Below are 12,396 nucleotides of genomic sequence, written 5' to 3'. Positions count from 1 at the left end.
AATTGGACAAACGGAGTCTGCATGGAACGAAGGAGAATCGTTTAAGCTGGCGATATGCATCATCAGCTCGTTGACAACCTCGTATCCGTTTGGTGGATTGCCGCAGTGGCGGCTCTTGCGCCGATCTTGGCGCTGATCACCCGGCGCTACGTACCAGATGTGGTGTGGCTATTGGCCTTTGGTGCCCTGATCGGACCAAATCTTCTGGGTCTCGCCGAGCAAACCCAAGCCGTGGAGTTCCTGCGTGAACTGGGCATGGGTTTCCTGTTCTTGCTCGCTGGTTTTGAGGTGAATACCTCCGACATGCGGGCGAAAGCCGGTCGGCGTGCGGCGTGGACGTGGCTGATCTGTGCGGCTCTGGGCATCGGTGCGTCGTTCTTCTTGGTGCACGGGCAGTGGCAGGCCGCCGTGGCCTTCGGTATTGCATCCACCTCGACGGCTTTGGGCACGCTACTGCCGATCCTGAAAGATTCAGGGACGATGAATACACCGTTGGGCAAGGCGGTATTGGTTCATGGCGCCTACGGCGAGCTGCTTCCCATTGTGGCGATGTCGCTGTTGCTCTCGACTCGTGGTACCGGTGTTTCGGCGGCACTCCTGGTGCTTTTCGCGGTGTTGGCTGTACTGGCCATTGCCGTCCCAGCGCGCTTCTTCCGCCGGGTGCCGTTGTTGGCCCGCGCGCTATCCCAGGCATCAAATTCCACGATGCAAACCATGATGCGCATGACCGTGCTGTTGTTGGTGACGCTCATGCTGGTCACCGCCGTGTTCGATCTGGATGTGGCCCTAGGGGCCTTCGCCGCGGGTATTCTGGCCAATGCGGTTCTGAAGGCCATCAAAGCAGAGCATGCAAGCGAGGTCATGCATAAGGTCGAGGTGCTGGGCTTCAGTTTCCTGATCCCCGTGTTTTTCGTGACCAGCGGCATGAACATCAATCTCTCGCAGGTCATTGCCCAATGGCCACTGCTGTTGGCCTTTGTCGGGCTGATCATTCTCGTGCGTGGCCTACCGGTCTTTCTGCGTGAGCAGTTCGCTGCACAGTCATCCGAGCTCGGTAGCGTACGTGAACGTCTGGCCCTAGGGTTCTACGCCGCGACGGGTCTGCCAATCATCGTCGCGGTCACGCAGATCGCCGGATCCAGTGGCATACTCTCGGAGGTCGCCGTCTCCGTGATGGTTACGGGCGGGGCGCTAACGGTGCTGGTCTTCCCGGCCGTGGCGAAACTTCTCGGAGGCAAACCGACCCCCATGGCCGCCTAACCTACAGCGGACGTGGACCGGGTACCTCGAGCTTCAGCAGCGCATTTTCAATCAGTTCCGGTAGGGCCGGATGGATCCAATACTGTCCGCGGGCCAATTCGGAGACGGGCTGGGAGAAACTCATAGCTTGGATTATCGGCTGGATCAGTGTGGACGCCTGCGGTCCGATAATGTGGGCGCCGATGAGTAGTCCACTGTCTTTGTCGGCCAGAAGTTTGGCGAAGCCGCTGGAATCCTCCATGGCCCATCCGTACGCGATGTCCGCATAATCTTGGTGGGCGACGGAAAAATTAACGCCTTGCTCCCGGGCTTGGGACTCGGTCAGGCCCACCGACGCGATCTGCGGGGAAGAGAATACCGCGTGGGGTACAAACCTGTGATCGGCAGGCTTTGGGTCCGTCGGGTGCAGTACGTTGTACTGCACAATCCGTTGCTCGTGGTTTGCCACATGCTTCAGCTGGTAGGGAGAGCACAGGTCACCTAGGGCCCAAATACCTTCGGCAACTTGGTCGCCGCGCAAGGCCCGCTGGTATTGATCGACGTGGAGTAGCCCCTCCTCATCAATGGACAGCCCAGCGGCCGCTACCTGGAGGATATCGGTGTTGGGGGTGCGTCCGGTGGCGACGAGCAAGACCTCTGCATCAATGGTCTGCGGGCCATGTGGCGTCGTGGCATGCAACCGAATGGATCGGTCCGATAGTGTCTCGGCGCGATGGACTTGGGTATTGAGCCGCACATCCCACCGATCGGAAGCTACATCGGTGAAGCGTTGCGAGATGTCCTGATCTTCCGAGCGGAGCAACGCACCCGAACGGGCGATCTGGGTAACGGACACCCCGAGCGCCGAGAAAACGTGGGCGAACTCTGCGGCGATGAAGCCGCTGCCCAGTATGGTCATGGACTCGGGAAGCGAATCCAGTCGCATAATCGTGTCGCTGGTGTGCACCGCGACGTCATCGAGCCCGTCGATCGGTGGCAGGCTGGGGCGCGAACCTGCGGCGAGAATGATCTGATCGCCGCTGATGACCTGTTCCGCCCCACCATCGCTGGGGCTTAACGCCAGCTCGCGCGGCCCAACAAAACGCGCCGTGGTCTCGAACAAACGAACGTGATCATTGTCGGCGTGCGCAGCCCTGTACTCGCGTCCTGCCGAGGAGATCGGGTCAATGCGCTTGCCAAAGATCCGATCACGAATCTCCGCCCAACGTACCTGCTCTAGCCGTTCGCTCAACCCGAAGTCCGCAGCCCGCGACGGGGTGCGTGCCAGATCGGCGGTATGAACCAGCATCTTGGTGGGAATGCACCCGACATTCAGGCACGTGCCGCCGAATGTTCCGCGCTCGATCAGCGCCACCTTGAGATCTTTGAAGCGGTCGTCGAGGATCGAATTCCCCGAACCGGTACCGACGATAATCAGATCGAAATGCTCCACAGTCGCTCCTCTAGGTTGCTCTGGGCCACACCCTAACAGCTCATGCAACGCGCGCGCTGCGCGCCGCCACTGCGGAACCGAGGAGAACTAGTCGCATGGTGCGCTCGGCAGCGTCGATCAGTAGTTGTTCACCGCGTTCCACGGCCAACGACAGCGGCATTGGAACAGTCAAAATTGACGCTAGCCCCGAGATCCCAATCTCGTGCACACTGGGTGCGCCTTGCCCCAGTGAACCTGCGATGGCTAGCACCGGCACGCCGGCTCGTTGGGCGCGAGCCGCAACTTCTGCGGGTACCTTCCCGTGTGGTGTCTGGAAATCTATTGCACCCTCGGCGGTGATCACCAGGTCCGCAGTACGCATTGCAGCGTCCAAATCGATGCCGGCCATGCCTGAATCCAATAAGACCTCAAACCGGCTGCCTAAACGGGCGTCGAGCACCGCGGCCAGCCCTGCACCGAGTCCTCCTGAAGCCCCGGTCCCCGGGCCCAAACGAAGGTCTTTGCCTGCCACGTGGGGAGCCTGTTCGTTCAGTAGCTTTGCCCAGTTCTCCAGTCCAGCTTCGAGCTTGGCGACCTGTTTGCTAGTCGCTCCCTTCTGAGGACCGAAGACTCGCGCCACACCCTTCTCGCCGCACAGTACATTGTGGATATTGCAGGCCAGAGTGATCGGAACGTCTGCCAACAAGGGATGCAGGCCTGTGGTGTCGAGATGGGCCGCGCGACGTAGCGATCGGCCACCGAGTCCGATTGATTTGCCGTTTTCGTCAAGGATCGTAGTTCCCAGAGCCATCAAGGCGCCGGCGCCGCCGTCGCTGGTCCCCGAGTCGCCACAGCCGAGAATGATGCGCTCTGCCCCGGCTTCGAGCGCTGCGATAATCAGTTCTCCCACCCCGTAAGTGGTGGTGGCGGTGGGGTTGCGCCGATCGACGGGTACCAATGATAGCCCTGCGGCCGAGGCCATCTCCAGTATGGCGGTGCGCTGTTGGTCGCGTTCGATCATGATCCAACCGGCGGCGACCTGTTGGCCAACAGGTCCAGTGACCATGGTGGTGTGCACGGTGCCGCCCACGGAGGCGGCGATGGCAGCTACAGTGCCCTCCCCGCCGTCGGGGATGGGCAGCTGCAACAGGTCGGCGCCGGGAAGAATGCGGCGCACACCCGCGGCAATGGCTGACGCGACGGTGCCCGCGTCTAGAGATTCCTTGAACCCGCTGGGGGCGATCAAAATGCGCTGCGGAACGATCATGCTCATGGAGGTGCTCCTAGTTTTGGTGGGTCATTAATGGGTGAAGGCCGAATGCTGGCCAGACGATCCAGACGAAGATCATTAGTAGGCCGAACATCAGCGGGGCGAACCAGATCGCGAAGCGACGCAGGTCGGCAGGGGTAAATGTGGGCGTATCGGGCAAGTCGCTGAAAAGGGCAACGGGTTTGGCACTGCTGGTCAGCGTGTGACAGAAGCCGGCTGCTGCGGTCGAGAGGAAAGCGGCGGCGACCGGATTCACTCCTTGCTCAATCGCGAGCGGAATGACTAACGGGATGAGCACGGTCGATCGCGCCGACCGGGACTGGATGAGCAGATGCGCGGCCAGAGAGATCGCCGTGATGAGGGCCAAGGTGACAGCCGGGGCGCCGGCCCCGAGCAAACCCACGGGGGCGAAGAGCAATGCGATCAGCCAGCCGGCCGCCCCGGTATTGCTCAACGCCGTGCCTAGGGCCAAGGTGAAGGCCAAGAACATCAGGATGTTTAGGGGAGTGCCCTTCAGGCTAGTGGACAGCTTGGCCCCCGTCAGCCCGGGGAAGTTCATGAGGGCGGCTCCGCCCAGCGCGGCGACCGCCGGGTCCATCCCGGTGAGCGGACCTGTGGCCCAGGCCAACACTACCGCCAGCAGGATGCCGCCGGCGCGGTACATGGCCGGGCTCATCCTCCCCTCGGCATGTTGCAGCAGCTGGGCCCGCACGTCCTTTTTCAGGCGTCCACGTTGGTCGGCCGGCACCTGCTGGCGCAGGATCAGCTCGCAGGCCGCCAAGGAACTCAACAGCGCCAACGGGGTTCCCAGCAGTAGCCAGAAGAGGAAATCGATGGGTGCGTAGCCGGCGGTGGCCAGCAACTGGTTGGTCACCAGGTGGGCTCCGGCGCCGATCAGCGAGGCGACCGCGGACAGCAGCACCACCGAGGGGACCAGCAGGCTCAAGCCCACCACGATGCGCCGCTGTGCGGCGAAGACCCCGGCCAGCACGGTAAAGATCGGCAAGGCCAAGGCCGCCCGCCCGCTCGTGGCCGGAATGGCGAAGGCCGTGAGGTATAGGGCCAGCGTGAGCAGGTAGAACAGCTGCCGTACGCTGCGTGCCCGGACCACCATACGAAGACCCACGTAGTTCGCTAGACCGCTCGCACTGATCCCCGCAGCCACGAGGAAGGCACCGATAAGCAACCAGATGGTCGGGTCGGCGAGCGCCAAGAACAGTTCATTTGTCTGTAGGGAGCCGACGGCCAGTAGGAGCAGACACGCGCAGAGGGCCACATAGGTGTCGGAGAGCTTGGTGGCCACCCACGCCCACACGGCGAGCGCGAAGATGCCCAAGGTCGCCGCACCGGAGGTCCCGGGGCCATCTGGGGCCAGCGCCAGCAACACAGTGCTGCAGGCAATGGAAACCGGCCACAGCCAGCGAAGCGGAGCCTTGCGCTGTGGGGGTTGCGGACCGTTCGGTGCCGGGCGTGTTGAGTAGAAAACCTGTGTCATTTCAACCGGTATCCCGCCCCGCGTATGGTTTCGATGCGATCGGCACCGATCTTGCTGCGCAGACTGCGCACGTACACGTCAACAACGTTGGACGCCGGATCAAAATCCAGCCCCCAAATATGGGCTATGAGTTGGTCCCGTGAGAGCACCTGGCCCTGATGTTCAATGAAGACCTCGAGCAGTGAGAACTCCCGGGTGGTCAGGTCCACCTCAGAGGTCGCGGTGGTGACGCGGCGCGAGCGTATATCGACGCTCAGGTCGCGGTGGGTCAACAGGGACGTGCCGGCGGTTTCTACCGGGGAGTCGCCGATGCGCAATTTTACGCGAGCCAGCAGCTCGGCGAACTGGAAGGGCTTGGTCATGTAGTCGTTGGCTCCGCCTTCCAACCCGGCCACGGTGTCGAACACCGAATCGCGGGCGGTCAGCACGATGACAGGGGTACGCACCCCTTCGCCGCGCAGGGTTTCGAGCACGGTGAAGCCGTTCATGGCGGGCAACCCGATGTCCAAGATGATCATGTCTATTTCGCCTTGGCGGGCTATCAGCAGGCAGGAGGCGCCATCGCCCACGACGCTGGTCTGGTAGCCGGCCGACTGCAGGCCGCGGCTGACGAACGAGGCGATGTGGGCATCGTCCTCGCAAATCAAAATATGCATGGGTGATCCTCTCGGATTTATGCTGAGGGAAGGACATGGAGCGGGATGGTGGTGGCCGGTTCTTCGCCGGAGGACTCGCTACGATCCGGGAATTCCGCCGGAAGATCAATGCCGAAGCGCGCCCCGTCTCCCTTGGTGCTGGAGACCCATGCACTTCCGCCGTGGGCGTGGGCGATCGCTCGAACGATGGCCAGTCCTAATCCCGCGCCGGCCCGTTCATGTGGGGACGTCCCCGAGCGGTGGCCGTCGCCTCGTTCGAAGCGCTCGAAGATATGGGCGGCGTCGGCTTGTGAAACGCCGGGGCCCGAGTCGTGGATCCAGAAACGTAGGATCTGACCGCAGTCGTCAACTTCGAGGCTTGAGCCCATACGGATCTTGTCTCCGGGTTGCGTGTACTGCACAGCATTGGTGGCTAGCTGCAGGAATGCCTGGGTAATACGTTGAGCATCGAGCACCTGCTCGCCCTCAGCGATCTGCACCAGTTGCCAACGACGGTCGCCCAACACCTGCACCTTGGCCTCGATATCGAGCATGAGTTCGGTCAATTCCACCTCGGCGGGGTTCACGAAGTTCGGCTGTTCGGAGCGCGCCAGAACCAGTAGGTCCGAGACGATGCGTCCCATGCGTGCCAGTTCGGAGTCGACGAGGCGTAACGTTGCGGCCCGTTCGGCCGGGTCCTCGCTCAGCAATTCCAGATGACCGCGCACAATCGTGATGGGGGTGCGTAGCTCGTGCCCGGCATCATCCACGAAACGTTGCTGGGTATCGTGGATCGCCTGTAGTCGATCGAGCATGAGATTGAATGTGGTCGCCACGGCTGCAATATCGTCATTGCCATTCACCGGTACTCGACCCGAGAGGTCCTTGGTCGAGATGTCCTGGGCGACGCGTTGGACCTGACGGATGGGTTTGAGGATCTGCCCCGCGACCAGCCATGCGATTCCACAGGTCAGCACGAGGCCGGCTAGGCCCACCCACGCCATGGCCAGAGTGGAGCGCTGTAGCGAGGCCACCGCCTGGTCGGTGGCCTGGGTGATCACTAGGGTGGCGTTCTGTGCCCCAAAGGTTACTTCGATGCGGGCCCAGTGCAGAGCACCATCGGACGTTGCAGTAATCCCAGAGGTAGCGGACGCGTTTGCCACTTCTCGGAGCGGCGGGGAGAGTGCTGAGACCGGGGTGCCAGCCTCTACCGATGCGGTGGATGCACCTTCGGCCGACACTACGGTGTCATCCACGATGGCCACAAGGCTTTCGCCGGTGGTCAGTGATTGGCGATGGATATATTGACGGAGAAGGTCAGCCACGGTCTCGAAGGGACCGCCGGTGCGTGGGTTGCTTCCGGTTTCGGCGAAGCGCACAAACTCTTGGGTTTCTTGGGTCACCGCCTCGTTCGCGCTCTGGGCGATTTCGAGTTGAGAGATGCTACGTGCGGTCGTGGAGACAGCCACCAGGGCGACTGCTGTGGTGAGTAGGATCCAGCCGGTGATGCGAAGCCGGGCGGAGAGGGTGGGGAAGCGGAAGCGGCGCCTAGTCATCGTCGTCGTCCTCGTCCTCGTCGTCTTCGTCGGCAGACTCGACTGGCTTCGGCGCCGGTTTGTGGGTTGGCGTCTTGCTCGGCTGAGGGATGGGGGATATGCCTCCGGCTGGCGTCCTTGACTGTTCCTTGGCTGGCTCCGATGGTTTCGCCGATTCGCGCGCCGTCACCGGATCGGACGCGCGCCCATCAGAGATTTCGTGTTGCCCCGTGCTCGACTGGCTGGGGTGCACCGAGGGGCGCGGGGTGTTCTCGACGATTACTGGGGATTGTGGCACAACGGGGTTCTGATCGCTGACCAGTAATAGTTGGCTTCCGACAAGGAATGTCACCGGAATCAGCAATAGCCCGATAACAAGCGCGGTCGTTAGTTTCTTCCTCACAGAATTCATCTTGGTAGATGAATGTGAAACCGATGTGAAGGATGTCTAAGGGTTTCTTCATAGTTACAGGTCATCGGTGGTTTCGAAGGAGAAGCTTCGCTTCGAAATCTTTTTACCTCACGGCAAGAAGGGCCATCCACCGGAGGAAATGACGCTGATGGCCTCCGGCGCGGATTTTTGTTGCCAAGGTCCGTTCCCACTTTAGGTAACCGTACCCAGCGAAGAGGGCTCAGGCCTTGGGCCGGGGGAGGGCGCGGACTTTCCGCGTCCGGTAATACTCAGTAGTGACAGGGCACTGTCGAGGGATGTCCGGTTTCCGGCACCGTAGCGCTAGGGGTTAGAGACCCAAATAGCCTGAGCGGCAGCCATTCCTAGAGCCACCGTGGTGCCACTTTCGGCGCGTACCTCGACGGTTTCGGCAAACTTATCCATCCCCGAAATTTCGACTTCCGCGCCGATCACCACACCATTTTCTTGCAGGTGCTGTAACAGCTCAGAATCCGCGTCGGAGATGCGCTCGATAACTACGGTGCTGCCCGCCACGGCATCGGCCAACAGGTAGGCCTCGGGGAAGCTGATCGTTCCGTCGGCCGCCGGGATCGGGTCCCCGTGCGGATCGCGGGTGGGGTACCCGAGGGTTTGATCCATACGCTCAATCATGAAGTCGGAGACGGAATGTTCGAGACTGTCTGCCTCTTCATGAACCTGATCCCATCGGTAGCCGAGCATCTTCACGAGGAAGGTTTCGATCAACCGATGGCGGCGCACCATCTGCACGGCAAAGTCGCGGCCGCGTTCGGTCAGGGCAACTTCGCCGTAGGGGGAGTGATCCAACAAATCCTGTTGACGTAATTTGGCCAACGCACCGGAGACGGTCGACAATTTCATGCCGGCGCGTTGCGCGATGCTGCTGGGGGTGACCGGGTCGCTGGACCATTCCTGCAGACCATAGATGATCTTGAGGTAGTTCTGTGCGCTATCCGAAAGCTCTGAGATCGACACGGTATCCATCTTAGTCGGCCACGCCCCCATGCTGGATTCGTCGACTCAGGAAAGGACCTGAGCCGTTGGCTCCAGTAGCAGTTGCGTTAACTGGCTGGGGAAGTCCCCGGTAATGCCCAGTACCGGCCGGCAGTTGGCGCGCGACTGATCGGGATAACCGCGGTATTTGGCCCGCAGGTCGCAGATCGTCTGTCCGCGGCCCGGACCATTGGTGGTGTCGACTTGGGCACGCACCAACGGGGCGGAAGTGATCTCGACATCTCCCAGGGCCACGGCGACGGCCAATGGGTCGTGCATGGCGCAGCAGGCACGACCATAGATTTCCCGGTAGAACTCGAAGTAGTGGCCGAGCATTTGGGCAAGTGCCTGCTCGAACTCGGTCCCGGAGGCGGCCAAACGCTCGCGGTCTTCGGCCTCGAGCACCTGAGTCATCGTGACGTCCAAGGGCACCATGGTGACCGTCCAGCCTGCGGAAAATACGGCGGCCGCTGCCTCGGGATCATTGGCGATGTTTGCTTCGGCTACCGGCGTGATATTCCCCGGCACCTCCGCGGCGCCACCCATGATGGTGATCCCGTCGACCAGCTCCGGAAGTCGGGGCTCACGCTCCAACGCCCGGGCAATATTGGTCAGCGGACCCACCGCGATGAGATGGAGCTTTCCCTCTGTCTCGTGAGCCAGCCGAAGCAGCAGGTCGACAGCGGATTCTGCGCTGGGCTTGGTGGTGGACTCGGGCAGCACGATGTTGCCGATGCCGTTTGCACCGTGCACGTGCGGAGCGCCGCCGTCATAACTGCGTGTCATGAAATCGCGTTCGCCAATGGCGACCGGCACGTTCGTCACTCCAGCCAACTGCAGTAGGTCCAGGGTGTTCCGTGCCGCGGTGGTCGAGTCCGTGTTGCCACTGACCGTGCCGATGCCGCGCAACTGGGCCTTGTCGCTGGCGATGAGGTAGGCCAGCGCCAGCGCATCATCGACGCCGGTATCGCAGTCGAAGTAGATGGGTCGTGCAGACATCGAGTGTTAGTTCCCTTCGGGAGTAGTGGTAGTGCTGTCATCGGTAGGCGCTGGGACCATGAGGCTGACCAGTAGCGCGGCGGCGGCGATTCCTGCCGAGAGCCACAGTCCGGTTGCGTAGCCAATCTCGGAGGCACGGGCCACCAACGGGGCGACGAGCACCACGCCGAGGCTGGCGCCGAGGCCAAAGGAGGCTCCGTTGATTCCCGGTAGCGTGCCGGGTGCTTCCTTAGGGGAGAGCAGCACCGACAGTCCGTTGATGGAGGTCAGGAAGAATCCATTGTAGAAGATCCCGAGGCATGCGATCATCGCGAGCACCAGCCAGCGGTTCTCGACGAAGAACGCCGCGCCGATCATGGCAAGCAACGAGCAGGCGGAACCGATACGTAGCGCCAGACGCCAGCCGATCTTTCCGGTGAGCCAGCCGGCCAACGGTGCGCATAGCACGCCCAGTAGTGCCGCGGGGGTCAGATAGAGCAGCGCGGAAAGCGAGGGGTCTAGGCCGAAGCCGTGTTCGCTGTCCTGGCTCAGGACGATCACGGTGAAGTTCATGACGGCAAATACGCCGGCCAAGGTGAGTACGGTGGAGACAATCACGGTTAGCACCGGACGCGAGCGCAGGTGGTGCACGGCAACCAGAGGCGTGGCTCGGCGCTTTTCCACGAGGCAGAATACCGCGAAGTTCAGCAGCGTTCCCGCCCCAAGGAGCAGGGTTGGCACGGCTGCCCAGCCTGCCTCGGAGCCCGATTGCACGAAGTAGGTCAGCAGAACCAAGAAGGTCGAGAGCAGTGCGGCGCCCCACCAGTCCATGCGCCCGGTGGCTACGGCCGCGTGCCGGGCGGGAACCACACGCAGAATTGCCAGGGCGGCCCCGAGGGCTAGGGCGAGCACAACCCAGAAGATGGAGTGGAAACCGAGTTTCTCGGTCATCAGGCCACCGAGGTAGCCGTCGAATCCGGCGACGCCGCCATTGATCGAGGCGAGCACGCCCACCGCGGTGCCGAAGGCGGCCCGCGAGAGATTTTCTTGGAGCACGATATAGCTCAGCGCAAAGATCGCGCTGGAGGTGCCTTGCATAAAGCGCCCGGTGAGCAGGATCGGCAGGCTTGGTGCTAGCAGGCAGAGCACCGTGCCGGTGGCCATAATGCCGATGACGATGAGCAGTGCGGTGCGTCGACCAATGAAGTCGCTCCAGCGTCCCATCAGTGGGCCGGAGATGGCGCCGGCGAGAAAGAATAAGGATTGCACCTGGGCCACCTGGCCGGCGTCTACCCCGAAATGCGCGCCGATGGCGGGCAGGGCTGGGGTCAGCATCGAGGCGTTGAGCTGGAAAGAGATCACGCCGAGCAGAAGCACCGTGACCAGCAGGATCGGGCCGGGGCGGCGTGCCCCGGTGGGCGCGGCAGAGACGCTTTGTGGCGCGTCAGAGGACAGAGCAGTCACGACAGAAACTCCCTTGTTTTGCAGGTGATGGGCAGCTCTTGGTTACGAGTTGTTATACAACCATGAATGACAACTGAATACAATTGGTAAATGTGACGAACCTGTAGAATCGCGGCAGGAGCGTTTCTAATCCAAAGGTGGATGTTCATGCAGGAGATCACGCAGTGGCCGTGGGCTACCCAAGTCGAATCGCGCCCTGGCGTGCCCTTAAGGGTGGCTGCCTACTCACGCATTGCCGAAGCGATCCGCGCCGGCCAGCTTTCACCCGGTGCGCTACTGCCCACGGAAAGTCAGCTGGGGACGCTACTTCATGTTTCACGCACCGTGGTACGCGAAGCGCTGATGCTGCTCGAAGAAGATGGCCTGGTGCGGGCTCGGCGAGGGGTTGGGCGGTTCGTGTCCCATGAACTACCGCGCATCGGCATCGAGAAAATCCAGCCCTATGAACGCTTGCTGGCCGCGCCGAATCAACAGCTAGAACTGCGCCGCACCAGTGTCTCGGAACAGCCGGCCTCAGAATTTATTGCCCCGCGCCTCGGCCTGGAAATCGACGCACCGACCCATCTATTTGAAACCGTGTTTCTCCGCGACGGCGAGCCGGTGGCTCTCCTTCAGGAGCATGTGGCGGTGAGCGATGAGCAGATCGGCCAGCTGGCGCGGGAACTAAGCGACCAGCCTGCCACGGAGTCCACTGGCACCTTATTGACGCGCCTGCAGGAGCGTTTGGGCTCCGACTTTGGCCCTGGCGAATGCGAGATCTCTGTTTCGCAGGCCCGTGAAACGCGCGCACCGCTTTTAGAGCTGGAGGTCGAAGATCCAATTCTGGTGCTCACCCAGAGTGTTGCCTTCGCCTCGGTGCCTCGCTATGTCGCGAAATGCGTTGTGCCAGCCCGGGCCGGGCACCTGCTTCTGAAACAAACCTAGG

11 protein-coding genes are annotated in these 12,396 nt (G+C 62.0%); 2 read left to right on the top strand and 9 right to left on the bottom strand.

The genetic code is table 11. The annotated features are described in order from the left end of the window. The first annotated feature begins 54 nt into the window (after positions 1 to 54). The gene (locus ACJD00_RS13655; RefSeq protein WP_418907460.1) at positions 55 to 1,260 is read left to right on the top strand and encodes a cation:proton antiporter; all 1,206 of its coding nucleotides are present in this window, start codon (positions 55 to 57) and stop codon (positions 1,258 to 1,260) included. Between the two features lies 1 nt (position 1,261). Here the strand turns inward: ACJD00_RS13655 and ACJD00_RS13650 are convergent, their stop codons facing one another. The 9 genes from ACJD00_RS13650 to ACJD00_RS13610 form a co-directional block, all read right to left on the bottom strand. After that, entirely contained in the window at positions 1,262 to 2,692 is a 1,431-nt protein-coding gene (locus tag ACJD00_RS13650; protein WP_418907459.1) for a mycothione reductase, read from the bottom strand. Positions 2,693 to 2,732: 40 nt separating this feature from the next. Further along, positions 2,733 to 3,944, bottom strand: a complete 1,212-nt coding sequence (locus tag ACJD00_RS13645) for a glycerate kinase (RefSeq protein WP_418907458.1) — start codon at positions 3,942 to 3,944, stop codon at positions 2,733 to 2,735. Between the two features lie 10 nt (positions 3,945 to 3,954). Continuing rightward, positions 3,955 to 5,436, bottom strand: coding sequence for an SLC13 family permease (locus ACJD00_RS13640; protein ID WP_418907457.1), 1,482 nt, complete (start codon positions 5,434 to 5,436; stop codon positions 3,955 to 3,957). Beyond that, complete coding sequence (locus ACJD00_RS13635) at positions 5,433 to 6,092, bottom strand: response regulator transcription factor (RefSeq protein ID WP_418907456.1); 660 nt, start codon at positions 6,090 to 6,092, stop codon at positions 5,433 to 5,435. Before ACJD00_RS13635 ends, ACJD00_RS13640 begins: the two co-directional genes overlap by 4 nt. A 17-nt stretch (positions 6,093 to 6,109) precedes the next feature. Beyond that, a complete protein-coding gene (locus ACJD00_RS13630) occupies positions 6,110 to 7,627 on the bottom strand; it encodes an ATP-binding protein (protein WP_418907455.1) in 1,518 nt (505 codons plus the stop codon). Beyond that, entirely contained in the window at positions 7,620 to 8,009 is a 390-nt protein-coding gene (locus ACJD00_RS13625; protein WP_418907454.1) for a hypothetical protein, read from the bottom strand. Before ACJD00_RS13625 ends, ACJD00_RS13630 begins: the two co-directional genes overlap by 8 nt. Before the next feature lie 330 nt (positions 8,010 to 8,339). Then, complete coding sequence (locus tag ACJD00_RS13620; protein WP_418907453.1) at positions 8,340 to 9,020, bottom strand: metal-dependent transcriptional regulator; 681 nt, start codon at positions 9,018 to 9,020, stop codon at positions 8,340 to 8,342. A gap of 36 nt (positions 9,021 to 9,056) precedes the next feature. Continuing rightward, positions 9,057 to 10,028: a nucleoside hydrolase gene (locus ACJD00_RS13615; protein WP_418907452.1), complete on the bottom strand. Its 972-nt coding sequence runs from the start codon at positions 10,026 to 10,028 to the stop codon at positions 9,057 to 9,059. 6 nt (positions 10,029 to 10,034) lie between these two features. Next, the gene (locus ACJD00_RS13610) at positions 10,035 to 11,471 is read right to left on the bottom strand and encodes an MFS transporter (RefSeq protein ID WP_418907451.1); all 1,437 of its coding nucleotides are present in this window, start codon (positions 11,469 to 11,471) and stop codon (positions 10,035 to 10,037) included. Between the two features lie 147 nt (positions 11,472 to 11,618). On the opposite strand from ACJD00_RS13610, the gene ACJD00_RS13605 reads away from it, so the two are divergent. Then, a complete protein-coding gene (locus tag ACJD00_RS13605; protein ID WP_418907450.1) occupies positions 11,619 to 12,395 on the top strand; it encodes a GntR family transcriptional regulator in 777 nt (258 codons plus the stop codon). The last annotated feature ends 1 nt before the right edge of the window (position 12,396 follow it).

It is taken from the genome of Glutamicibacter endophyticus (assembly GCF_048457885.1).
GTDB lineage: Bacteria > Actinomycetota > Actinomycetes > Actinomycetales > Micrococcaceae > Glutamicibacter > Glutamicibacter endophyticus.
The sequence above is the reverse complement of the archived record's forward strand: the minus strand, read 5'-3'. Positions and strand labels throughout refer to the sequence as shown.